The organism is Lentzea flaviverrucosa, assembly GCF_003350445.1.
GTDB classification, from domain to species: Bacteria; Actinomycetota; Actinomycetes; order Mycobacteriales; family Pseudonocardiaceae; genus Lentzea; species Lentzea californiensis.
Genome location: NZ_QQAU01000001.1, coordinates 776474 through 802271, shown reverse-complemented (window position 1 = coordinate 802271; position 25798 = coordinate 776474). Strand labels below are relative to the sequence as shown.

9 protein-coding genes (1 of these 9 only partly in view) are annotated in these 25798 nt (G+C 70.0%); 7 read left to right on the top strand and 2 right to left on the bottom strand.

Annotated features, from left to right (window positions below; translation table 11 throughout):
* Position 1 precedes the first annotated feature (1 nt).
* The 7 genes from DFR72_RS03575 to DFR72_RS03545 all read left to right on the top strand — a co-directional run bounded on the left by DFR72_RS03575 (position 2) and on the right by DFR72_RS03545 (position 8354).
* Positions 2–883: a carbohydrate ABC transporter permease gene (locus DFR72_RS03575; RefSeq protein WP_211335284.1), complete on the top strand. Its 882-nt coding sequence runs from the start codon at positions 2–4 to the stop codon at positions 881–883.
* On the top strand, positions 880–3036 hold the full coding sequence (locus tag DFR72_RS03570) for a glycosyl hydrolase family 95 catalytic domain-containing protein (RefSeq protein ID WP_211335283.1): 2157 nt from the start codon (positions 880–882) through the stop codon (positions 3034–3036). The genes DFR72_RS03575 and DFR72_RS03570 overlap by 4 nt, the downstream gene beginning before the upstream one ends.
* Complete coding sequence (locus DFR72_RS03565; RefSeq protein ID WP_090064056.1) at positions 3030–3935, top strand: acetylxylan esterase; 906 nt, start codon at positions 3030–3032, stop codon at positions 3933–3935. Before DFR72_RS03570 ends, DFR72_RS03565 begins: the two co-directional genes overlap by 7 nt.
* Positions 3932–5278, top strand: a complete 1347-nt coding sequence (locus tag DFR72_RS03560) for an ABC transporter substrate-binding protein (RefSeq protein WP_090064057.1) — start codon at positions 3932–3934, stop codon at positions 5276–5278. Before DFR72_RS03565 ends, DFR72_RS03560 begins: the two co-directional genes overlap by 4 nt.
* Before the next feature lie 11 nt (positions 5279–5289).
* Positions 5290–5946: a GntR family transcriptional regulator gene (locus DFR72_RS03555; protein WP_114773590.1), complete on the top strand. Its 657-nt coding sequence runs from the start codon at positions 5290–5292 to the stop codon at positions 5944–5946.
* A 457-nt stretch (positions 5947–6403) separates the two neighbouring features.
* Positions 6404–7015 carry a hypothetical protein gene (locus tag DFR72_RS03550; RefSeq protein ID WP_425459873.1) on the top strand — a complete coding sequence of 204 codons (612 nt, stop codon included), beginning with the start codon at positions 6404–6406 and terminating at the stop codon, positions 7013–7015.
* Positions 7016–7145: 130 nt separating this feature from the next.
* Positions 7146–8354, top strand: coding sequence for an MFS transporter (locus DFR72_RS03545; protein ID WP_245982486.1), 1209 nt, complete (start codon positions 7146–7148; stop codon positions 8352–8354).
* Here the strand turns inward: DFR72_RS03545 and DFR72_RS03540 are convergent.
* Together DFR72_RS03540 and DFR72_RS03535 are read right to left on the bottom strand one after the other, a co-directional pair.
* Positions 8338–9183 (bottom strand): XRE family transcriptional regulator, encoded by an 846-nt coding sequence (locus DFR72_RS03540; protein WP_245982484.1) that lies wholly within the window; start codon positions 9181–9183, stop codon positions 8338–8340. The two genes, DFR72_RS03545 and DFR72_RS03540, sit on opposite strands and share 17 nt — an antisense overlap.
* 10 nt (positions 9184–9193) lie before the next feature.
* Positions 9194–25798: the 3' portion of a hypothetical protein gene (locus DFR72_RS03535; protein ID WP_090064060.1), read on the bottom strand. 13545 nt of this gene lie beyond the right edge of the window; only the last 16605 of its 30150 coding nucleotides appear in the window; the start codon falls outside the window, past its right edge; the stop codon is at positions 9194–9196.

The following is a 25798-nucleotide window of genomic DNA, read 5'->3' as shown; positions in this document are numbered from 1 at the left end:
GGTGTTCCTCTCGATGAAGCTCGGCAGGGGCGTCGCCTGGGGCTACCTGGTCGTCGTGCTGCTGATCACGATCTTCCCGTTCTACTGGATCGTGCGAACGGCGCTGTCCAACAACTTCGCGATGTCGACGGACCCGTCGTCGTTGCTGCCGGTGGACTTCACGTGGGGCCCGTTCAAGCGCGCCCTCGGCCTCGCGACGCCTGCGGAGGCGGCCGCGGAGGGTGGTTCGGGCGCGAAGATCGACCTCGCCCTGGCGTTGTGGAACTCCGTTGTGTACGCGGGACTTCTGACGCTGTTCACGGTCGTGCTCTCGGCGCTGGCCGCCTACGCGTTCGCCCGGCTGCACTGGAAGGGTCGCGACGTCGTGTTCGGCGTCCTGCTGACCGCGTTGATGGTGCCGTCGGTGTTCACGCTGCTGCCGAACTTCGTGCTGATGAAGGACCTGGGGCTGCTCAACACGTTCGGCGGCATGATCCTGCCGGGCGCGTTCTTCTCCGCCTTCAACATCTTCTTCCTGCGGCAGTTCATGCTCGGGCTCTCGAACGAGGTCGAGGAGGCCGCGATCATCGACGGCGCCGGGCCGCTGCGCGTGTGCTTCCGGATAGTGCTGCCGATGAGCGTCGCGCCGATGGCGACCCTGACGCTGCTGACGTTCATCACCACCTGGAACGACTACTTCTGGCCGTTGCTCGTCACCAACGACGAGTCCGTCCGCCCGCTCACCCTCGCGCTCGCGGTGTTCAAGCAGTCCTCACCGCAGGCGTCGCTGGACTGGGCCGGCCTGATGGCGGCGACGCTGGTCGCGGCGCTGCCGATGTTGCTGCTGTTCGTGGTCTTCGGGCGGCGGCTGGTCAACTCCATCGGCTTCACGGGGATCAAGTGAGACTGCACTGGCCGTCGGCTGCGGCGGAGTGGACCGAGGCGCTGCCCGTGGGCAACGGCCGTCTCGGCGCGATGGTGTTCGGCGGGACCGGCCGGTCCCGCGTGCAGGTCAACGACGCGACCGTGTGGTCCGGCACCGCGGACGGGCCGACTCTGGCCCTGGCGGAGGTGCTGGCCTCCGGGGCGGGCCCGGAACGGCTCGCGCAGGTGCGTTCGGCGATCTTCGGCGGCGACCTGGACCGCGCCACCGAGCTGCTGATGTCGTTCGAAGGTCCGTACAGCCAGACTTTCCTTCCGTACGTGGACCTGTGGGTCACGCTGCCCGAAGGCGAGTCGCACGGCCGCACGCTCGACCTGGACACGGGTGTGGTCACCGAGCGGATGACCATCGACGGTGCTGACGTCGTCCGCCGGGTGTGGACCTCGGAAACCGCGCTGTGCGTGGAGATCACCGGCGCGGTGCCCGTCGGCGTCGAGATCTCGACGCCGTTGCGCGAGGTGTCGCGCGACGGGCTGAACCTCGTGATCGACATCCCGGTCGACTCCGCACCCCGTCACGAACCCCAGGTCGAGGCGCCGGTCTACGGCTCGGGCGAACGCGGCACGGTGACGGTCGAGGTGACCGGGGGCGAGCGCTGGCTGCTCACGCTCACCAGCTCCACCACGACCGAGTCGCGCTGGACCGGAAAGCGCCACGGCGACCACAGGACGCTGATGGACGTCTGCGAGGTGCGGTTCGGCCAGGTTCCCGAGGTCGTCGACGTGCCGGAGCTGGTGAGCGGCAAGGACGAGGAGCTCATGGCGTCCGTGCTGTTCGCGTACGGCCGCTACCTGCTGGTCTCGTCGTCCCGGCCCGGTGCGCCGCCCGCGAACCTGCAGGGGATCTGGAACGGCGACCTGAGGCCCGCCTGGTCGTCCAACTACACGATCAACATCAACACGCAGATGAACTACTGGGCGGCCGAGGTCACCGGGCTCGCCGAGTGCCACGACCCGTTGCTGGAACTGCTCGAGAAGCTCGCGGTCACCGGCGGCGAGGTGGCTCGGGAGCTGTACGGTGCGCGCGGCTGGGTGGCGCACCACAACAGCGACGCCTGGGGCTGGTCGCTGCCGGTCGGCATGGGTCACGGCGCGCCGTCGTGGGCGATCTGGCAGATGGGTGGCGCGTGGCTGGTCCAGCACGCCTGGGACCACTACGACTTCGCCCGCACCTGGTCCACTTTGGAGCGTGCGTGGCCGTTGCTGCGCGGCTGCGCCGAGTTCTGCCTCGACTGGCTGGTCGAAGGCCCCGACGGCTACCTCGACACGTGCCCGTCGACGTCGCCGGAGAACTGGTTCCTCGTCGACGGCGAGCCGCAGGCGCTCACGTGGTCCGTGACGATGGACGTGGTGCTGATCCGCGCCGTGTTCGAACGGACCCTGGCGCTGGCACTCGCCTCCGGCCGCGCCGACCCGTTGCTCGCGGAGATCGCCGCCGCGCTGCCCCGGCTGCGGCCCGTGCCGGTGTTCGACGGACGGCTGGGGGAGTGGGCCGGCGACTTCGTGGAGGAAGACCCGGCGCACCGGCACATGTCGCACATGGTGTCGGTCTACCCGCTGGGCCAGATCGTCGCCGGCACGCCTTCCGGTGACGCCGCCGTCGAGGTCCTGGACCGGCGCGGCAACGGGGCTATGGGCTGGTCGTGGGCCTGGAAGATGGCGCTGAGGGCCCGGCTGGGCGACGGCGAGACGGTGCGGTCACTGCTGTCCGAGGCCTCGCAGGCGTTCACCGGCGACCGGCACCGCGACGCGCCGTTCGACGGCTCGGAGTGGGGCGGGCTGCTGCCGAACCTGTTCAGCACGCACCCGCCGTTCCAGATCGACGGCAACTACGGCTTCACCGCCGCGCTGGCGGAAGTGGTGGTGCAGAGCCACACGGGTGTGATCGACGTGCTGTCCGCGTCGCCCGCCGGGTGGTCCAGCGGCTCGGCGCGCGGGTTGCGGTGCCGTGGCGGGCTTTCCGTCGACGTGACGTGGCACGACGGCGATGTGTCCGTGCGGCTGCGGAGGTTGTCCGGTGACGCCTCGGAGCTCGTGCCGGTGAGCATCGGCGGCGAGGTCACCGAGGTCGTCGTGAGCGATGTCGTGGAAGTGCGCGGGAGGATTCCATGCTGACCGATCTCGGTTTGGAGGCGCTGTGGGAGCACCGCAGCTCCTATGTGCGGCCAGATGACTTCGACTCGTTCTGGGACTCGACACTGGTGGAGGCCCGGTCGATCGCTCTCGATGTCGAGGCCGTGCCGGTGGACACGCCGTTGCGGACGCTCGACGTCTACGACGTGTCGTTCTCCGGCTTCGGCGGAGACCGGATCCGTGCGTGGCTGCGGACTCCCCGGGGACAGTCCGGCCTTCCCGCCGTCGTGCAGTACCACGGTTACGGCGGCAACCGGGGCAGCGCGGTCGAGAACCTGACCTGGGCCAGCGCCGGGTTCGCGCACCTGCAGGTCGAGGTGCGCGACCAGCGCGGCGGCTCCGGTTTCATGACCCGAGGCATCGCCGACCGCTCCACCTACTTCTACCGGCGCGTCTTCACCGACGCGGTACGTGCGGTCGATGCCGTGCGCGCGTTGGGTTCTGCGGACGTCGCCGTGATCGGCAACAGCCAGGGCGGCGGCATCGCGCTGGCCGTCGCAGGTCTCGTCCCCGACCTGGCGGCCGTCCACACCCAGGCGCCCTTCCTCTGCGACTTCCGCCGGGCGCTCAACGTCTGCGGCCGTCCGCCCTACACCGAGCTGACCAAGTACATCGCCGACAACCGGCGTTCCGACGTCTTCTCCACACTGTCCTATTTCGACGGTGTGGGGTTCGCCGCCCGTGCCACCGCTCCCGCGTGGTTCTCGGTCGGCCTGATGGACGACATCGTGCCGCCGTCCACCGTGTTCGGCGCCTACCACGCCTACGCCGGACCCCGGGAGATCGCCGTCTGGGAGCACAGCGCCCACGAGGCGGGCGGCTCCGACGACCTCGACATCGCACTCGACGCCTTCCGATCCCGTCTGATGGAGAAGCCATGAAAATCACCGCCGCTGCCCTGGTAGCAGCAACAGCCCTGGTGGTCGCGGGCTGCGGGAGTTCCGACACCGGCTCCGGCAGCAACACCGTGAACTGGTGGACCTGGGACGACAAGCAGGCAGTCGCCTACGGCGAGTGCGAGAAGGCGTTCGAGGCCGCCAACAGCGGTGTCGACGTGAAGATCACCCGCTACAACGTCGACGACTACTTCACCAAGCTCACGGCCGGTTTCGTGGCCGGCACCGCGCCGGACGCGTTCCAGAACTCCGTGCAGTTCCTGCAGGCCTACGCCTCCCAGAACCAGCTGATGCCGCTGGACGACCTCATCACCAAGTCCTCTGTGGACCTGAAGAGGTACTCGGTCGGCGTGGACACGTGGAAGTTCACCGACGGCACGCAGTACGGGCTGCCGCTGGACTGGGCCGCCTCCGCCTTCTACTACAACGCCGACATGCTCACCAAGGCCGGTGTGCCCGAGGCGGACGTGCAGAAGCTGTCCTGGAACCCGGACGACGGCGGTGCGTTCGACAAGGTCGTCGCTCGCCTGACCGTGGACAAGAACGGCAGGCGCGGCGACGAACCGGGCTTCGACAAGACCCAGATCGCCACCTACGGCATCGGCGCGATGGCCGGCCGCAGCTTCATCGGCGAGACCAGCTGGGCGCCGTTCGTGAACACCCTCGGCTGGCGGCTGGGCGACAAGGACCAGTGGCCCAGCAAGTTCAACTACACCGACCCGCGCTTCACGAAGACCATGAAGTGGGTCATGTCGCTGACCGAGCGCGGCTTCTCCCCGAAGCTCGGCACCTTCACCACCGGCAACCAGTCCACCATCTCCGACGTCGACCTGATCGGCTCGGGCAAGGTGGCCATGACGATGGGCGGCTCCTGGTCGGCCGCGTCGTTCGGCAAGATCCCCGGGGTGAAGGTCGGCATCGCGCCCACCGTGCTCGGCCCGGAGGGCAAGCGCTCCGTGCTGTCCAACTCGAACGGCAACAACATCTGGGCCGGCACCAAGAACCCGGACCTGACCTGGAAGTGGGTCAGCTACATGGGCAGCGAGGAGTGCCAGACCAGGGCGGGCGCCACCGGCACGTTCTTCCCGTCGATCCCCGCCGCCATGGACAACACCGTGACCTCGATGAAGTCGCAGGGCGTGGACCTCAGCGTGTTCAACCAGTACGTGAAGGACGGCGTCCTGCACCCGTCCAGCGCCTACGCGAACGGCTCGGCGGTCCAGTCGGCCGAACAGCCCCTCTTCGAGGCGTACTTCGCGGGCCAGCGCTCCGACGACGTGTTCCCCGAGATGGAACGCGTCTCACAGGAGATACTGGCCAAGAACTGACGGGAGCCAGAGTGGTGTTGCGGATACCGGCCAGGCGCGTGCTCGCGGACGACGTCTACGAGCAGATCCGCGCCCTGATCATGAGCGACGGCATGAAGCCGGGCGCGCGCGTGAACATCGACGAACTCGCGCGCCGGCTCGACGTGTCCCCGACGCCGGTCCGCGAAGCCCTGGCACGCCTCGAATCCGAAGAGCTGGTCAGCAGGCTCCCGTTGCGCGGCTACAGCGTGACGGACCTGCTGAACCGCAAGCAGGTGGACGACCTCTACGCCCTGCGCCTGCTGCTGGAGCCGCCCTCCGCGGCTCTGGCGGCGGGGCGCATGACCCCGGAGTTCGTGACGCTCATCGAGGAGGAACTGGCCACCTGTCCGGCGGCCCCCGCCGACAACGCCTACGACGACTACAAGAACCTCACCGCGCACGACCAACGCCTGCACGAGCTGATTCTGCGGATTGCGGGCAATGACGCGGTCTTGCAGTCCTTTTCGAAGACCCACTGCCATCTGCACCTGTTCCGGCTGAATTTTCAGCAACCGTTCGGGGTGCAGACCATCACCGAACACCGCGCGATCGTGGCCGCGCTGGTCGCGAGGGACGAGGCGGGGGCGAGAGCGGCGATGACGGCGCACCTGGAGATCGCCCGGACCAGGCTGCTGGACCGGATGTAGGCGCGGTGCGCTTTCGCCGGCGGTGCGGACCACCGCTCCCACTGGTATCACCCGCGAAATCGCTCACCCACTCCCGAAACCAAGTCTGACCAGCAAGATCACCACGGCCGCGAAAACCTTAAAGGCATTTAAAAACAACAAGGTCCAGACCGTTTTGAACCCCGTCCGTGACCTCCCCGTAGTCATCGGTACAACACCGTTCGACCCCCCGAGGAGACACAGAATGGGCGCTCGACACCGCAAGCCCGCCATGATCGGCGCGGGCGCCGTGCTGGCGATCGCTGCTGTCGCCGGTGGCATCTTCGCCTTCAGCGGCACCAACTCGAACGCGGCTGAGGACTGCGGCGGGCTGGACACCGCGCTGCAGAACAACCTGAACTTCATCGCCGGTCAGCAGGCGAACCCCGACGCGCAGTCGGACGCTCGCATCCAGAACCGCCAGCAGGTCGTGAGCCTCATCAACCAGCGGCGTGCGGCGGCCGGGTGTGGCAACAACGTCCAGGCCAAGCCCGAGGCCGGGCAGGCCGCCACGTCCGGTGAGGACTGCGGTGGGCTGGACAAGGCGTTGCAGAACAACCTGAGCTTCATCGCGGGCCAGAAGTCCAGCCCGGACTCGCAGTCCGAGGCGCGCATCGCGAACAGGCAGGCCGTGGTCGACCTCATCCAGCAGCGACGCAAGGCGGCGGGCTGCAAGGGTGACGGTGGCGCGGCCGAGGCCGGCCAGGGCAACGCGAACCAGGGCAACCAGCCCACCGCCCAGCCCACGGCTCAGCCGACCCAGCAGCCCGACGCGAACCAGGGCGACGACAACGGCGCTACCGGCCAGCAGGTCTGCAACGGCTCGACCGTCACGCTGTCCGGTGAAGGTGGCGCGCCCGCCGCGTCCAGCGGCACGTTCCCGATCGGCACCACGCTCAAGGTGACGAACCTCGACAACAACAAGTCGACGACCGTCAAGGTGGCGTCGGCCTCCGGCAGTTGTGCGCTGCTGAACAACGCGGCCTTCGAACAGGTCCGCGAGCCGGGCAAGTTCCTGATCCGCAACGCGCGGATCGAGAAGATCGGCTGATCTGTCCACTCCGGACAGTGCACCGCGACGGCCGGGTGTTCCCTTCAAGGCGCGGGGGAACACCCGGCCGTTGCGCGGTCACCGCGAATAGTGTGGTCAGAAGTCCGCCAGTGGTGAAACCTTGGGCGTCGTGACGGAGAAAGCAACGGCGCCATCTGTCCTGCGGAACGTGCCCTTCGTGCGGCTGTGGATCGGCACGACCGTGTCGGGGCTCGCGATGTGGGCACTGCCGTTCGTGCTCGGCCTGGCCGTTCTCGAACGGTCGATCACCGCCGTCGAGCTCGGCGTCGTCCTCGCCACCAGAACCGTCGGTTTCCTGGTGGCGGTACCCGTGGCCGGTGTGCTCGCCGATCGTCACGCACGGCGCACCGTGGTCTTCTGGTCGTGCCTCACCGGCGCGGTCATGACACCCGTGATCGCGCTCGGCATGGGCAGGTCGCTGGTGCTCATGGCCGCCGCGGCCGCGATCGTCGGCGCCGGTCAGGGCGGCTGCCGGCCCGCGTTCCAGGCGATGGTGGCCGAGGTGGTGCCCGAGTCGGGGCGGCAGCAGGCCAACGCGGCGACGACCGTCGCCATCAGGGTGACCACGCTGGCCGCCCCGAGCCTCACCGCTCTCGCCGCACTCCTGGTCGACGCCAGGGCACTGCTGATCATCACCGCCGCGCTCTGGCTGGTCGCCGCGTTCGTGCCCCCCAAGGGCACCAGGGCACCGGATCGCACCACCGCCCAGGCCAGCTTCGCGGCGGACTTCCTCGAAGGCCTGAACGAAGCGCGCCGGCACCCGTGGCTGCTCTCCGGACTCGGCGCGCTGACCGCGATGGTCGCCTTCGGCTACTCCGCCACGGCCGTCCTGCTGCCGGTGGTGAGCCGCGACCGCTACGACACGGAAGCGGTGCTGGTGGCCGCCACGACCGCCTACACCCTCGGTGCGCTGGCGGGAGCCGCGCTGATGGGCCGCTGGCGCCCCAAGAACCCGGGATGGGCCGCACTGGCCGGACTGGCCTGCTACGGCCTGGTCCCGCTGGCCCTGCTGCTGCCGGTGCACTGGGTCGTGCTGATCGCCGTGTACGTCGTGGGCGGCGTCGGGATCGAGCTGTTCAACATCCCGTGGTTCACCGCGGTCCAGCGGGAGGTCGAGCCGGGCAAGCTCGCCCGCGTCTCCTCGCTCGACTTCCTGCTCTCCTTCGGCCTCGCACCGGTCGGCCTGGCCTTCATCGCACCGGCCATCGACACCTTCGGGGCCGGCGTCGTGCTGGGCGCCTGCGCGGTCATCTGCTTCGCCACCCCCGCGGCCGCCGCACTGGTCCCGAGCTCCAGGGGCTTCACCAGGTCCAGCTGAAGCCGCGCACGCCTGGCTGCACGTCGAGCGCCACGTCCAGCAACGTGTGGCCGGGCGCCACCGCGGACCCGTCCGCGAGCTGGACCACCGAACGGGGAGCGGTGCCCTCGAACGTCACCTCCAGCACGTACTCCCGCGTCGGCAGCCGGAACTTGCGCTCGTAGTTCGTCGCGGGCGGACACGGGTCCTGGTTCACCAGCTCGTGCTCGATCACGACGCTCTCGCCCTTGCGCAACGGCCGCTCGAACAGCAGCTCCGCGACCAGCAGCCCCTCGGCCGGCTCGCGGACCACCTGGCCGACCGTGCAGTTCTTCAGGGCGCTGACCAGCGGCAACGGCCGGTCGTGGTCGTCGATGTGCATGATCACGACCCACCGGTCCGGCCCGGTCATCGATGCCGACAGCACCTGCCGCGACCGGAAGACCCGTTCGGTGCGGTCGGCCCCGATCGTCACGAAGTCCTGCTGGCTCACGCGCAGGAGCTGGTCGTCCCACTGCGTGTCGAGGCCGTTCAGCGCGTGCTCGACGGGCGTCTGCGGGGACCAGAACGCGGACATCGGCGCCGGGGCGTTGCGCAGCCAGCGGCCACGCGGGCGCGGTGGCCCCAGGAGCTCCGACAGGTGGCCCGGCGGCAGCTGCAGGATGTGTTCCAGGTGGACGACGGCCTGCAGCGACTTCTGCCGCTCGGGGCGGCTGCGGCCCGTCTGCCAGTAGCTCAGCGTCGCCATCGAGACGGACACGCCGTTCTGGGAGAGGTGCTCGCGCAGGCGCTCGAGACCGAGACCGCGATTCGTGATCGCCGTCCGGAGCGCCTGCGCGAACTCGTCCACGCTGGTCACGCTAATGCATCTGCACGTCCGGCTGCAGCCCTCCAGCCGGCTGGTACGGCCGGTAGGTGACCTGCCGGCCGTCCATCACCACCTCGACCTCGACGGTGTCGGGGAACGGCGGGCCCATCGGCCGCAGCAGCACCGGCTCGTGGCCTTCCTGGTGGATCCGGACGTTGACGCTCTGCTGCGTCGCGATCAGGTGCCCGAGCAGGTCACGGGCGTTGGTCCAGCCGCTGTTCTCGGCGGCGTCGGCGTGCATGTGCCAGTTCTGGTTCTCCACCAGCGCCCCGTACAGGTGGCCCTGGTGCATCGGCCTGCCGACGGAGTAGTCCGCCACGGCCTTGGTCACGGCCTGGTGACCGGCGGCCAGCCCGACGACCTGCTGGCGCAGCGTCACCGGATCGACCCCGCGGGCCTGGCCGACGACCGCGTACAGGCCGTTGGCGGTGACCGGCGGCGTGGGCTGGCGGACCAGCAGGTCCTCGTTGAGGAACCGCAGCTGACGGCGCGCGGTGCTCACGTGGTCGGACGCCACCAGCCCGTGGGCCGCGACGACCTTCTGGTCCTTCTGGATGCCCGCCTGCAACTGCTCGAACGGCGCGGGCATCGGCGCGGACACCGCCGGGTTCATCCGGTTCTTCTGCGGTGCGCCGAGCTGGGTCTCCATCTTCCGCGGCGGGTTCCACTCGTGAGTGGTCTGCCCGTTGGCCGGGGGCAGGAACGGCTCCACGGTCGCGTGCGGCCCGGTGGCGAGGCGTTCGCGCTCGTCGGCGAACTTCGTGCCCGCCTTGGAGGACTTGCCGTCGAGGAACCGCTCCGACACGTTCGGCAGCGCGGTGTGCGACTGCGGCAGCTTGCCGTCCTTGATCAGCCCGTAGGCGATCCTGGACAGGTCGGTGCCGGTGTCGCCCGCCACGAAGTCGGTCGTGAACGCCTGGCCGCGCACCGGGTGCCGGTTGTTCTGCACGTCCACCTTGGCGCGTTCGGTGGCGGCGTCCATGTCCGCGGCGTCGGCCGGGGTGTGCAGCTTGGCGAGCTCCGCGGCGTAGAACCGGTTGAGCGACTGGCCCAGCTGCCCGAACTCCGCCTGGCCCTCGCCGAACCGCACCTTCGGCTCCGCCAGCGGCACGAGGCCGTCGACGAACAGGTTCGGCTCCGGCGTGTAGGGCAGCAACGGGTGGATGCCCTGCTGGTTGCGGCGCGCGTGCATGTCCGCGTCGATCACCTGCACGAACCGCTCGTGGAAGTCCGGCTCGGCCAGCTTCGCCCGCAGGGCCTCCTTCTGCGCGTCCGTGGTCTTCGAGTCGCCGTCGATGCGCGCGAGGACGTCGGTGTGCAGCTGCTCCGGCGTGACGGCGACCCGGTAGCCGCCGCCGATCATCAGCGGCCGTGACGGGTCACCGGCGTCGTCGCCGACCGTGCCGTCGACGAGCTTCGTGACGTGGTCGAAGACGTGCCCGCCCTGCCTCGTCGTGCGGTCGCCCGCGTCGAAGTCCATGACCGCCACGTACGGGTGCGTGCCGGTGGCCGCCAGGGCGGTCACCGCGAACACGTGCGCGTCGCTGTCCAGCGTGGCGTTGCGGGTCTCGCCGAACTTGAAGCCCTTGGGCCCGTGCGGAACGCTCACCAGCGCGACCGGTTCCGCGCGGCCGTGGACCGACGGGGTCGCGGTGGCGATCGCGGCGTCGATCTCCGCCTGCGTCGCGCCGTTCACGCCGAGCACGAACGCCACGCGGCCGTCCATGTCCTGCGTGCCGGCCATGACGCCGTTGATCACATCGTCGAGCTGGCCGAGCTCACTCGCTCGCACGATCATGCTGACCACGAACGACGGCTTCTCGTTCGCGTCAATGCTCTCCTGCGTCCGCCGCAGGTAGTTCTCCGCGGTGATCTGCGTGAGCGGGTGCCCCTGCGCCAGGTTCTCGTACGCCGCGTTGTGCACGCCGTTCTCGTTGAACGGCGCGGCTTCCGGCTCGGTCATCTCGACCTCGGTGTCCTCGATGGACAGCTCGGCGAGGTCCTCGCGGGTGCGCTTGACGGCGTCCCCGGCCGGGTCGTTCGGCAGGTGTTCGTTGCCGCGCTTCGGCATGTTCGGCGGAGGCAGCTCGGAGCTTTCCTCGACCGCGGGCTGCGGCGGGTTGTGCGTCTGCAGCGCGGCCATCCGGTCGGAGACCAGCTGCAGGTGGCGCGGCTTGAGCCGCGCGTCCGCCGCGTCGATGCCCTGGGTCATGGGGGAGTTGTCGTTGACGACGCGTCCCCTGCCGTCCTGGTGCTGGAAGATCGGCTTCACGTCGCCGGTCTCCAGGTACTCGTCGCGCAGCCCGAGGAAGTGCCCGACCTCGTGCGCCAGGCGCCGCGAGTCGGTGTGCGCCGGCCAGGTGAGCTGGTTGGCGCGCGCGCCGGGTTCGTTCGTGACGTTGATCGTGGCGTGCGCGTCGGCGGGGTCGTCGGTGAACTCGACCGTGACGTGGAACTGCTCGCCGTCGGGCAGCTTGTAGCCCTGGTTGTACAGCTCCTCGACGCCCGCACGGGTGCGGTCCTGGACGTCGGTGGTGCCGTTCTTCAGGTGCAGCCGGACGGTGAAGTCGCGCACCGGTACGCCGTCGACGTCCATCACGCGGTTGTCGTAGGCGATCGGGCCGCGCCAGGCCTTCATGGAGATGCCGTGCGGGCCGACCTTGGTGGAGTCGAGGACACCGCCGTCCTCGCCGCGCACCCAGCTGGTCGCCGGGGTCGTGGCGCGGACGTCCGCGATCGCCTGGGAGGACACGGGGTTCCGCGGGTCGAACCACGCCGCACTGGTCTCCGTGCTGTGCAACGGACTCGGGTCGGCCGGCGGCCGGTGCGACACGGGCGCGTCCACCGGGGGAGCGGACGGCGCCGGGTCGTCGTCGACCATGCCGTCGCCCTGCAGGTGCTGCTTGAGCTCGGTGATCAGCTCCGGCGTCACCTCGACGCCCAGTGCCGCACCGAGTTCCGCGCTGTTGTCCGTGACGGCCCGGGTGAACGCCTCGGGGCTGACGAGGCCGTCCGGGACGAGCATCGACTTGGCCAGCACCTGGTGCACCCAGAGCGCCTGGCTGTAGGAGTCGGGGCCGTAGACCGCGATCTCACCGATCGAGTCGGACAGCGGCGGCGCGCCCATCACGTCGACGAGCGCGGTCTCCTGGGCGAAGTTGAACGCCCGGTTGTAGCCCTTCTCGTGGTTGAAGATCTCCGAGGCGATCTTGGCGGGGTCCGCCGCGAACGTCGGGCTGCCCTCGAGGGTGTTCCACAGCTGGTGCGACCAGTCGTCGAACTTCCCGGGACCGTGCTCGCCGGCGAACGCCTCGATCTGCTCGCTCTCGATGACCGGACGCTTGAACTCCTCGTTGAACGCCCTGGTGACGGCCTCCAGGCCGTGCTGGTCGATCAACGCCGCGACCTCGCCGGAACGGGAGTGCAGGACCACCGAGGCACGCAGCAGGTCCAAGCCCGCCTTGTGGTCCAGGTACTTCTGCGGGTTCCCCTTGAGCTCCGCCTCCACCTGCTTCATCAGCGGGCCGGCGTTCTCCATGGCGTCGTCGGTCAGCGCCACGAGCTGCGTCTCGGCCTCGGGACGCGGTGCGGGAGCCGACGGCGGCACGGGCTCGGCGGCCGGTGCCGGGTCGTCGTCCACCATGCCGTCGCCCTGCAGGTGTTCCTTCAGCTCGGTGATCAGCTCCGGCGTCACCTCGACGCCCAGTGCCGCACCGAGTTCCGCGCTGTTGTCCGTGACGGCCTGGGTGAACGCCTCCGGGCTCACGATCGCGTCGGACGGGATGACCTTCGCGTCACCCAGCACCTTCTGCACCCAGAGCGCCTGGCTGTAGGAGTCGGTGCCGTAGAGCGGGGTGGTCGCGATGGAGTCCGCCAGCGGTGGCGCGCCGACCAGGTCCGCGAACGCCGTCTCCTGCGCGAAGTTCGTGCCGCGGTTGTAGCCCTTGTCGTGGTTGAAGACCTCGGCGGCGACCTTGTCCGGGTTCGCGGCGTAGGACGGCGTGTTGCCGATGGTGTCCCACATCCGGTGCGCCCAGCCGTCGAACGCGGTCCGGCTCTCCGGAGTGCTGAGGTCACCGAACTGGGCCTGCTGCGCCGTCTCGATGATCGGGCGGCCGAACTCCTTGTTGAACGCCCGCGCGACCTTCTCGACGCCGTGCCGCTGGATCAGCGTGGCGACGTCGGCGGTCCTGGTGTCGAGCACGACCGAGGCCCGCAGCAGGTCGAGACCCGCCTGGGACTGCACGTACCTGCCGGAGTCGGAGTTCAGCGCCGCCTCCACCTGCCTGGCGAGCGGCGAGGCGTTCGTCATCGCGTCCGTCGTCAACGCCTTGAGGTGGCTCGCCACCACGACGTCCGGCACGCTCGCCGGCGCCTGCGCGCCGGCGTCGGTGCCGGTGCCGGTGGCGGTGGAGGGCGCGTTCGGCGGTTGCGGTGCCGAACGGGTGCTGGTCGCGGAGACCATGCCCTGCTCCTGCAGTTCCGCGGTCAGCTCGGCGATCTTCGCGTCGGTCAGCGTGACCTTCAGCGCGTCCCCGAGCACCCCGCGGTTGTCCGTGACGGCCTGGGTGAACACCTCGGGGCTGACGACCTGGCGCGGCGGGATGACCTGCGCGTTGCCGAGGACCGTCTGCACCCACATCGCCTGGTCGTCGAGGTCCGTGCCCCAGACTGCCGTGTCGGCGATGGCCTCGGTCAGCGCCGGCGGCGGCACGATCTCGGCGAGGGCGGCGTCCTGGGCCATGTTGAACCCGCGGTTGTAACCCTTGTCGTGGTTGAACAGGTCCGCGACCTTGTCCGCGTCGGCCATCAGGGCGTCGGACTCCCGGACGGTGTTCCACAGCTGGTGCGCCCACTCGTCGAACTTGGCACGGTTGGCCGGGTCGCCCAGATCGGCGAACTGCGCGAGCTGCGCGTCCTCGACGTAGGGCCGCTCGAACGCCTTGTTGAACGACGCCGCGACCTCGTTCACGCCGTGCGTGGTGATCAGCTCGGCGATCTGGTCGGTCCTGGTGTCGAGAACGACCGAGGCGTGCAGCAGGTGCAGGCCTGCCTCGGACTGCACGAACCTGCCCGGGTCGTCCTTCAGCCTGGTCTCGACGGACTTCGCGAAGTCGGAGGCGTTCGCCATCGCGTCGGCGGTCAGCGCCTCGATCCGGTCGTCGACCTCGGTCCGCGCAGGAGCCCTGCCCGACTCGTCCACAGTGGACGGAGTGGGAGGCTGCGGTGCCGGACGCGTCTGCACCTCACCGCTCGACGAGGCCTCGCTGGACGAGGACGCCTCGGCGGGCGGCGTGAACCTGGACACCGGGGGAGCCGGAGGGGCGGGCGGGGGCGGCGGAGCGGACGACGCCGTGGTCGTCGACGGCGGGGTGTTGAACTCGGTGATCTTCTGGTCGACCGCCGACTTCTTGTCCCACCACTCCTGCTGCCGCCGGTCGGCCTCCCTGCGGGCGTCGTCGAGCTTCGTCTCGGCGTCCCTGACGAGGGCTTCCTGCTCCGCGCGACCGGTGGCGATCCGGTCGGCGGCCTGGTCGTGCGCGGCCTTGGCGGCGAGGCGGTCGGCCTGGGCCTGTGCCACCACCTGCTCCTGCACGAGGACGTCCGCACGCCGGGCGGTGGCTTCCGCCCGGAGGCCGCCGATCGCGGCGTTGGCGGCGTCCAGCTCGCGCTGGGCCTCCTGCATCGCGGTCTGCGTGCCGGTGAACGTGCTCTCCGCCGTCCTCAGCGCGGCCTGGGCGTCCGCGTGCGCCTGGCGCGCGGTGTCGACCTGGCCCTGCAATGCCGCGTCGTCCGGCGCCGCGGCGAGCCGTTCCTCCAGCCCTCGCACCGTCTTCGCCTTGGCCTCGACGTTCGACTTCGCGTCGTCCAGTTCGAACTGCGCGGTCATCGCGAGCGCCCCGAGGCCACCGACCTCGGGGGACAGCTCGTTGATGGCGTCGAGCGTGCGCGCGGCCTCCAGCCGGGCGGTCTCCGCCTTGGCCTCCAGCTCCGCGAGCGTCGCCTGCTCGGTGAGGTGCGCCTCGATCGCGTTGTTGTAGTCGATCTGGGCCGGGGTGAAGGCGAAGTCGTTCCTGGCGAGCGCCGCGGCCGAGGTGTTGATCACCTGCTGCGCCTCGTGCCGCCGGGTGTCGACGTCGACCTCCGCGGTGCGCCAGGCGTCCGCGGCGGACTTGACCTCGGCCTGGGCGGCCGCCAGCTCGGGGCTGAGGTCCTTGCCCAGCACGGTCTGCGCGTCCGCGACGGGCATGCGGACCGCGGCCGAGTTCGGCACGGACAGGTCGACGACGGCGGTCCTGCCGCCGATCGTGGCGACCACGCGGTACTCGACGCCGAACTGCACCAGGCCGGTCGTGGCCTTCGGCTTGAGGTTGTTGACCTTGTTGTCGGTCTGGCCGCCGGAGTTCGCCGTGGAGTCCTCGGCGGAGTGCCGCAGCTCGACGCCGCTCGTCGCGACCGCGACGTTGTCGCGCGGGTCGGTGTTCTGCTTGATGCCCGCGCCACCGGTCGCGAGACCGACGGACACGTCACCGCTCTCGGTGACCTTCGAGTCGGTGCTGGTCGAGGTGACCTGCGACTTCGGGTTCTCCAGCGCCACACCGTCGCTGAGCGAGTTCAGCGACGGGGCGACCAGCTTGGCGTAGACCTTGACGTCCGCGTCCTGCCCGAACGTCAGCGCGGCCTCGTGCAGGCCCGGCACGCTCAGCGGGCCGGACAGCATCGACGGCAGGTGCGGCTGCAGGTTCTCCGGGCTCAGCGTGGACAGCAGGCTGTTGAGCGAGCCCGTGCCCTTGCCGGTCAGGCCCTTCCCGGCGCCCGCCTCCCTGAGCGCGTCGATCGCCGCCGCGCGCAGGTCCTGGGTGCCGCGCAGGTTCTCCACCGACGCGCCCGCCGGGAGCGCGGGGGTGCTGCCCTGGCGCCACTGCGTGACGGCCTGCGCGGTGCCCTGGTCGGCGCCACGCGACTGCTGGTCCTTGGTGTAGGGCTGCGGAGCGGTCGCGCCGACCTTCTGGTTGTCCGCGTGCAGGCGGACGGTCATCTCCTGCGGGCCGCTCTTGGCCTTCGCGATCTCCTTGTCGCCCTTTTCGACGACGAGCTCGAACTCGACCGGCACGGTGTAGCGCGCCGCCGGTCCGCTGCCCGCGCGGAAGCTCGCGAACTGGTCGGTCGTCGAGGTGCTGACGGAACTGCTGGTCGACTGGCCGATGTTCGCCGCGGCCGCCACGCCGGCGGTGCCGGAGACGTTCGGGTTCGCGCTGCCCGGCGCGGCGAGCCCCGGCGCCTTCAGCCCGAGCGCCCAGCCGGTGCCGCGGCCCTGGCCGTCGGTGACCTTGTGCGAGCCGGCGATCGTCGATTCCATCTCGACGCCGTCGTTGACGACGTTCTGGAACTTCGGCGTCTCCGCCTTGGCCCGCAACGTGACCTGATAGGAGTCCTTGCCGAACGTGCCGGGCTGGTGCACCAGCAGCGGCACACCGCCGTCCAGCGCGCTGTCGATCATCGCCTTGACGCTGGCCGGCGAGCTGAAGTCGACCAGGCGCTGCAGGTTGCTCATCGAGTCGTCGAGCACCGAGTCCGGCAGCAGTGAACCGCCGAAGCGCTTCGTCGTCTTCGAGTTGACCTGCTCAGACAGCTTGGCGACCACATCCGTCAGGTCCGGCACGCTCTCCACGGTGGACAGACCGAGCGCGCCCGGCTCGTCCTTCGCCACCGTCGCCGGCGGCGCCATCTCCGGGAAGTCCGGCTTGTCGACGTGCGGCTGCACGTCGGGCAACAGGCCCATGTCCCGCGCGACGTCCTCGGTGACCCGCACGAACACGGAGTTCGGCAGGGTCACGGTGGCGCCCTCGGACCTGGGCGTGCTGCCGCGCAGGAAGTTCGCCGCCCGGCTCTCGCCGACCACGGTGACGTCGGCGTCGAGCTGCACCAGCACGGTGCGGCCGCCCGCGGGCGTCACGTGGTTGCGGTCGTGGCTGCCGCCGACCTCCTTGCCCGACGACTTCGAGTCGGACCACGGCGTGATCTTGCCGGCCACCGCGACGCCACCGGCACCGCTGGCGGGCGTGGGCTCACCGGCGGGCGGGGCGGGGTCGTTCGGCTTGATCGGCACGTTGATGCCGCCGGTGAGGTCGACCGCCCTGCCGGTGGACGACGACTGCGCCGCCTTGTACCCACCGGTGCTGGCGTTCTCGGTGGCGGTGTTGTCCGAGATCGACACGATCTTCGGGTTGCTCAGCCCGAACTTCACGCCGATCGCGCCGGTCCGGTCGGTGACTCGCCGGTCGTACTTGAGGCCCTGCTCCTGGATGCCGGTCTCGGTCAGCGTGCGCAGGTTCGCCTTGATGTTCTCCGGGGAGAACAGCTTGTCGATCTGCGCCCGGGACGCGGTGCCCGGCACGGTGAGCGCCGAGTCGCCGCCCGCCGCGCGGTTGAGCGCGTCGATGGCCTGGTCCCGCAGCGCCGTCGTGTTCGCCACGGCCTCCACGTGCAGGAAGTCCGGTGCCTTCTCCCCGGTCCTGGTGCTGAGGAGCTTCTTGACCGTCGGCGCGTCCTCCAACGTCCTCAGCTCCGGCTTGCCGGGCTCGAAACCCTTGCCGGGGTTGGCGTCCAGGGTGGAGCTGTCGGACACCCAGAGGTTGACCTCGCCCTTGATGGGGGCGAGCTTGCCGTCGCCGGTCTTCGCGACCGTGGTCTGCTCCGGCGCGTGGTAACCGGGAGCGCCGGGCACGATGCGCCGCACCCAGGCGCGCGGCCGGGTGAACGTGGTGATCTCGACCTCGAACTCGACGTCACCGCGGAACACCTGGGCGTTCGGGCTGCCGACGCTGAGCGAGGTGCTGTTGACCGTGGGACCGGCGGTGGTCTTGTCGGTCCACGAGTGGTTGTACTTGACGCCCGCCTGCGGGGTCGGCGTCAGCTTGGCGACGCTGGTCTGGCCGGGGATCGCGACCTTGCCCTCGATGCCGCCGCTCCAGCCCTTGGTGGTGCTGGAGGAGCTGTCGAGCTTCGGGCCGGTCGACGACGCGTCGCGGACGTTGCGCGCGTCGGCCTGACCGAGGTGCTTCGGGTCGGAGACCTTGGCCTTGACCGTGATGTTGACGTAGGTGTTGGTGGACTTGCTGCTGTTCTTCAGCTGCACCTGGACGCCGGGACCCATGAGGCTGTCCATGTTGGTCCGCAACGCCGCGGGGGACAGCTGCGAGGTGAGCCTGCGCTGGTTCGCGAGCTGCTCGGCGACGTCGGCGAAGTTCTTGCCCTTGCTGCTGCGCGGGTTCGCGGTGGTGTCGTTCCAGTTCGGCAGGAACTTCGCGAGACCGGGAACGTCCCGCAGGGCGTCCTCGACCTGCGTCTGGACCTCCGAGGCGACCTCGAACTCGCCGACCTTGGCGTTGCCCGCGGCGATCGCGTCACCCATGTAGGGCGGCGGGAACTTCGTGCCCTTGTTCGACTCGTCGACGATCTTGGCGCGCGTGCCGTCCGGCGTCGGCAGGCCCATCTGACCCGCCTCGGGCAGGCCGACGCGCAGGTACGTCGTGACGGGGACCTTGACGGTCTTGCCGCTCGGCGTGCGGACCTCGACCTCGGCGGTCACCTTGTACAGGCCCGTGTCGCCCTTGAGCTGGATACCGCTCTTGTGCGCGGTGTTGATGCCCGCGTTGACGTTCTCCGCGGTGCGCGCGGAGTAGCCGGCCGTGACGCCGGCCTGGCCGCCCACCACGTTCGGCAGGCCGGCGTTGAAGCCGACCCCGGCGGTGATGTCGCCACCGGACTTGGTCGTCGAGGACACACCACTGCTGTGCGCGGAGGTCTCGTGCAGGCGGAGCTGGCCGGTGCCGAGGGTGCCGACGAGCTGCGCGGTCTGCAGCGTGGCCTTCATCTGCACCGCGGCGCCCTTGCTGGCGTGCGGGCTGATCAGGTCCGGTGACGTCACGTAGGCGCCACCGAGCATCGCACCGAGGTTGTTGCGGATCTCGGTGGGGCTCAGGAAGTTCTGCAGCGCCTCGCGGCCGGGCGAGCCGATCTTGACGATCGACGGGTGGAGCTCGCGCGCCACCTCGGTGAACGCCTTCGCGGGGTTGTCGACCGACACCGCCTCGGGGGCGGGGTGCTCGAGCTTGGTGCCCCACTGGGCACCCGGCGGCGTGACCTCGGCGGAGGTGTTGCCCGAGTTGGTGATCGTGGCGAGGTCGTTCGGGATCTGCAGCGTCACCTCGGTGCCGGTGCTGACCGAGGCGACGGGCCTGATCCCACCGCTGGGGTCGGCCAGCGTGATGTCGTAGGTGACGTTCACGGTGGCCTGCGTCGACCCCTCGCCGGCGCGGATGATCCGCTGGTCGGTGAGCGACGACGACATGCCCTGCGACTGCGCCGGGGTGGCGAACTGCGCCTTGCCGCCGAGCGAGCCGTACGCGCCGAACCCGTTGCTGGCCGTGGCCGCGCCGCCGATGTCGTTGGCGGTGGCGACGGTGTGCGTGGCCGAGGACGAGTTGCCCGACTGGGCGGTCGCGTCGACCTTGACGCCCGGCGCGACGACCGGGGCGACGTCCGTCTGCGCCTGCATGGTGGCGCGGATGTTCGCCTCGTACCAGGTGTTGCCGATCTTGACCTGGAAGTTGCGGCCCTTGTCCAGGAACGACTCGAAGTCACCCTTGATCGCCTGCTGGATGCGGGCGGCATCGGCGGGCTTCAGGTTGTCGATGGCACCCGTGACGTTCTCGGCGCCGCGGACGTCCGTCGGGGCGATCGTGCCCAGCGCCTTGTTGGTCTGGAAGAAGTCCGGCAGTGCCTGCGTGCCCGGCATGACCTGGCCGACGCCCTGCGGCGCGATCACGGTCATCGGGATGACGGGGTTCGGCGTGGAGGACGGCGGCGCGGGCCGCGTCTGCACGTCGGACTCGGGCTCGGTCCACGCCGGGGCGTCCTGGGTGGACGGCGGCGCCTGCCGGGTCGGCGAGTCGTCGACGTCCATCGCGTCCGGGTCGTGCGGCGCGAAGGTCGACTTGCCGTTCGGGTTCGGCTCGGCCTTCAGGTGCAGCTCGGGCGCGGACGAGTCGCCGGTGAACGGCTGCAGGGTCGCCGGCGCCTCGCCGGGACGGTGGATGACCACCGGCCGGTCGAGCTGGGTGGCCAGCAGGTGGCCGGCCAGGTCCTCCGCCGCACGGGCCTTGACGTTGTCCTCGGCCTTCGCCTTCGCGTCGGCCTGGTCCTGCTTCGCGCGCTCCTGCGCGTCCAGTTCGGCACCGGGCGTGCCCGTGTTGTCGACCGGGACGTGGGTGTTGCCGTCCTGGGGCTTGAAGCTGTCCGGGATGCGGGTCTGGGGCGTGGGGCCGGGTTCGACGAACGCGTTGACCAGGTGGCCGTTCTCCAGGCCGTGCTGCTGCCGGTACCGCGCGATCTTCGTGGTGACGTCGGTGGACGCGGCCGCGCCCTGGTCGATCGTCTGCCGGCGCAGGTCGCTCGCCGTCTGGACGTCGCCCTCCGAGGCCAGCGCCCGCTGCGCCGCGTCGAACAGGCCGTTCGGGCGCGGTGCCCCCGCGTAGGGCAGGACGCCGTGCTCCAGCATGCCGAACGTGCGCGTGACGTTGCTGTTGTTGTCCGACAACGCCAGGCCGACCATCGCGGCCATCTTCTGCTGCTTGGTCTTGGCGTCGATCGGCGGCAGCGCGGCTTCCTTGGCCGCCTTCTCCGCCTTCTTCAGCGCCGCCTTGGCCTTCTTCTCCTCGGGCGAGAGTGCGGGTGCCTTGCCCTTCCTGCCGCCCGTGGCCTTGGACGGGCCGGCGGTGGCCGCCGGGGCCTTCGGAGGCAGTCCCGCGTCGATGCCCGACTGACCGGCGCCCAGCTTGATGTCGGCCGAGATCGCCTGGTTGAGCGTGTTCTTGTCCTGCCAGCCGAGCTTGCGCGCGTCTCCGTCGCTCGGCGTCCAGCCACCCTGGGAGGACTGGTGCGTCTGGCGGCCCGTGTCCGGGTTCGGGACATAGGTGTGCCGCGTGACCTGCTCGGGCTCGCGCTGCGCGTGCGCCTTGTCCTGGAACTCCCTGCGGATCGTCGTGGGGGAGGTGCCCTCCTTGGCCGCCTTCGCCTCGACGCTGGTCTCGCCGCCGAAGAACCGGTTCGGGACGGTGCCGAGGTCGACGTGCGACTGGGGCCAGGAGGTGCCCTTGTCCTTGGCGAAGCCGAGCGCGATGCGGGACAGGTCGGTCCCCACCGCCCCGCCCACGAAGTCGTTCGAGAAGTTCTCACCGCGGAACGGGTTGCGGTTGTTCGCGCCGTCGACCGCGGCACCGGACTGGATGTCGGCGATGCGGGTGGCCTTGTCGGGCTGCGCGACGGACTGGGCCGCGTGGATCTCGAAGATCTCGTTGGCCGCGAACTGGTTCATCGACTTGCCGAGGCCGTTGAACTCCGCGTCCTCCTTGCTGAACTTCACGCTGGGGTCGATCAGCGGGACGACGGCGTCGACGAACAGGTTCGGCTCGGGGGAGTACGGCAGCAACGGGTTCACGGCGGCCTGCCGGACCCGCGCGTCCATGTCGTCGCGGATCGCCTGCTCGAACTTCTCGACGAAGTCGGGCTTGGCGAGCTCCGTCTTGGCCGTCTCGAGCTCGGTGCGCTTCTTGTCGATGTCGGACTGCCGCTTGTCGAGTGACTCCTGGGCCTTCTGGAGCTTCTCGCCGGTGAGCTTGTGCTTGCCGCTGTCGACCTTGGCCCGGTCGCCGTTCAGCTTCTTCTGCTCGGCGTCGAGGGCCTTGCCCTCCTTGACGATCCGCTTCTCCACCTCGGGCTTGAGGTTCGCGACGTCACCGACCCGGTAGCCGCCCGCGTACATCAGGGGGCGGATCGGGCCGATCTCCGGAGAGGTCATCGACTCGGTGAAGTGGTTGAAGACGTCCTTCTCGTTGCCGGTCACGAGACGTGAGCCGGTGTCGAAGTCCTGGATCGAGATGTACGGGTGCGTGTCCTTGCCGAGCATCGCGCCGACGGCGAACTTGTTGGCGGTGCTGTTCATCGTGTTGTTGCGCATGTCCCCGTACGGGAACTTGGCCTTCGGTGCCGACGGCGCGGGCGGCAGCTGCACCAGCGCGATCGGCTCCGTGCGACCGGCGATCTTGGCGTTGGCGTCCGCGATGGCCTGCTCGACGGCGGCGTTGTCGGCGGGCTTGCCGTTCACGCCGACCACGAACACCATGTTCTGCTTGAGGTCGCCGGCGTCCTTGGTGATCGACTCGATGACCTGGTCGATGCCGTTGACCGGGTCGTTCAGCTGGCCGTGGCCGACGATCATGTTGACGACGAACGACGGCGGCTTCTCCGCGTCGATGCTCTGCTTGAGCTTGCCGATGTGCTCCTGCCTGCTGGGCAGCGGCACGGCGTGCTCCGCGAGCTTCGCGAACGCCTGGTTGTACTGGAAGTCGACCTCGCCGAGCGACAGCTCGTCGAGCCGCGCGGTCAGGTTCTCGACGTCCGCCGAGGACGGACCCGCGACGTTGTTCGGGTCGAAGTCGGGACCGTCGTACTTCGTCCTCTTGCCCTGCGGCTCGGTGTCCTGCTCGGTGTCGCTGTCGAGGTCGCTGAGCTCGCTGTCGCTGTCCACCGGCCGCTCGACGCGCTTCGGCTGGGGCCGGGTGTCGCCGTCGGGCGTGGTGCCCGGGGTGCCGCTCGGCTGTGCGGTGGCCGGGCCGGGGGCGTCCAGCCTGGTGTCGGGCACCATGACCTGGCTGTTGGCCGTGCGCTCGACCAGCCACAGGTGGCGCGGCCGCAGACCCGGCTCCTTGCCGTGGACGTCGGCGCCCATCATGCCGCCGTCGTCCTTGTGCACGCCCGAGTTCGTGTCGTGCTGCTGGAACACCCGCGACTTGTCGCTGTACTCGTCCGGGATGCCGAGGTAGTGCAGCGTCTCGTGGGCGAGGACCTCGGGGCTGGTGTTCGGGTTCCAGTGCGTCTGGTCGACGTTGGGGTTCTTCGGGTCGACCTTGATGCTGGTGTGGGCGTCGGCCTTGTTGTCGGTGAACTCGAGGTTCAGGTGGAACTGGTCACCGCTGGGCAGCCGGTGGCCCTGGTTCAGCAGGTCGTTCACGCCCTTGGCGGCGTTCTCCTTGACCTGCGCGACGACCTCCGGGTGCACCTTCGCGGCAGGGTCGATGTGCACCTTGACGGTGTACTCCTGCACGAAGTTGCCGGGGCTCGTCTCGATGCGCCGCAGGTCGTAGTTGATGAGTCCCTTGTAGGACTTCAGGTTCGACGGCGTGCTGTCGGTGCGGATGTCGTGCACGACGACGTCGACGGTGCGGACGTTCGCACCGTCACGGCGGTCGGCCCACGTTGCCGGGTCCACGGGATCGGCCGGGGCGAACCAGTCGGCGGTCTTGGCGGGGTCGTGCCGCCACGACTCGTCGGTGATGACGTCCTTGCCCCGGTGGGACTCCGGGGTCGGCGGGACCATCGCGGGCGGCGCACCGCCCGCGCGGACCTTCTTCGGCGGCGCGTCGCTCCTGGTGTCGGCCTGGGTGCCGGCGTTCGCGGGAGCGGGACGCGACGAGCTCGTCTCGGCCCCGCTGCGGCTGGTCTCCGCGACGGACGAGTCCTGCGGCGGCAGCGACGGCGAGTCGGTGTCCGCGGTGGTGGTCGTGGTGTCCGCAGGAGGCGCGGGTGGGGTCTGCGGGGTGGTGTTGAACGAGTCGACCTCGTGGTCCACCTTGGCCTTGGCGTCCCACCACTTCTGCTGCTTGGCGTCGGCGTCGCGCCGGGCCTCGTCGAGCTTGGTCTCCGCGTCCTTGATGGCCTTCTCGGCCGCGGTCTGCTCGGCCACGATCTTCTGGCGGGCGTCCTCCGCGGCGGTGCGGGCGGCGTCCGCCTCGGCGGCGACCTGCTTCTGCGCCTGCAGTTCGGTGCGGGCGTCGGCCGCTGCCTGCCGGTCGAGGTCGAGCTGTGCGCGCGCGTCATCGACTTGCTGCTGGGCGTCGGTCAACGCGGTGTGCGCCGCGTCGGCCTCCTGCGTGAGCCGGTCGATCTCGGCTTGGGGCGCACCGTTGGCCCGTGCGTCCTCGAGCGCGTTGGTGGACACCTGGGCGTCCTGGCTCAACGACGTGACGTGGGCGTTGATGTCCTTGATCGTGGCGCGGGTGCTCGCCGCGTCCCTGATCGCGTTGTCGAACGCCGTCTGCAGAGGGATGACCTTGGCCTCGGCGTCGAGGTGCGCGTCGATCGCCGTGTTCAGGTCCACCGACGCCGCGGCCAGCGGCTGGTCGGTCCGCGCCAGCACGGCCGCGGCCTCGTTGATCCTGTCCTGAGCGTCGTGACGGGCCTTCTCGACGTTCTTCTCGGCCTCGCGCCAGTCGTCGGCCGTCTTCTTGACGTCGGCCTGCGCGTCCTTGAGCGAGTCGCTGAACTGCTGGTTCAGCATCGTCTCGACCTCGGCGGCGGGCATGCGCACCCCGGCCGAACCGGGCACCGTCAGGTCGACGACACCGGTCTTGCCACCGATCGTCGCGACCACGCGGTACTCGACGTCGAACTGCACGAGACCGGTGCGGGACGCGTCCTTGGGCTTGACGTTGGCGCCCTGGGCCTGAGACGGACCGCCGGACACCGCGGAGGAGTCCTCGTTCGCGTGCCGCAGCTCCACGCCGCCGGTGCCGAAGTTGACGGTGTCGGTCGGGGCGCCCTGCTTGATCGCGGCGCTGCCCTGCGCGAGACCGACGGACACGTCGGCGCTGTCGGCGACCTTGGCCTCGCTGGAGGTCTCGGAGGTCTTCGTGACGAGCGGGTTCTCGATCTTGACGTCGTCGCTGAGCGACCCGAGCTGCGGGTTGACCAGCTTCGCGTAGACCTTGACGTCGGCGTCCTGCCCGAACGTCAGCGCCGCTTCCTTGAGGCCCGGCACGTCGAGCGGGCCGGACAGCATCGAAGGCAGGTGCGGCTGCAGGTTCTCCGGGCTCAGCGTGGAGAACAGGCTGTTGAGCGAGCCCGTGCCCTTGCCGGTCAGGCCCTTGCCCGCGCCCGCCTCGGTCATCGCCTTCACCGCGGCGTCGCGCAGGTCCTTGGCACCGCGCAGGTTCTCCACCGACGCGGTGGACGGCAGCTGCGAGGCGCGGGTGTCGGCCTGGAACGCGGTCGTCGCGGCCGGGGTGCCGTGATCGCTGCTGCGCTTGCTGGCCGCGGACATGTAGGGCTGCGGATTCCCATGACCGGTGGTCGGCTGGGAGACCTTCTGGTTGTCCGCGTGCGTGCGGACCTTCATCTCCTGCGGGCCGCTCTCGGCCTTCGCGATCTCCTTGTCGCCCTTTTCGACGACGAGCTCGAACTCGACCGGCACGGTGTACTGCGCCGCCGGTCCGCTCGCCGTGCGGGTGTGGCTGAACGACTCGCTCGTCGAGTTCGTGATCGAACTGCTCGTGGAGGCACCGACGTTCGCGCCCACGCTGACACCCGCGGTGCCCGAGACCTTCGGGTTCGCGCTGCCCGGCGAGGCCAGGCCCGGTGCGCGCACGCCGACGCCCCAGCCGGTGCCGCGACCCACTCCGTCGCTGTCCTTGCGGGAGCCGCCGGCGTTGTGCGACATGTCCACGCCGTCGTTGACGACCTGGTCGAACTGCGGCGT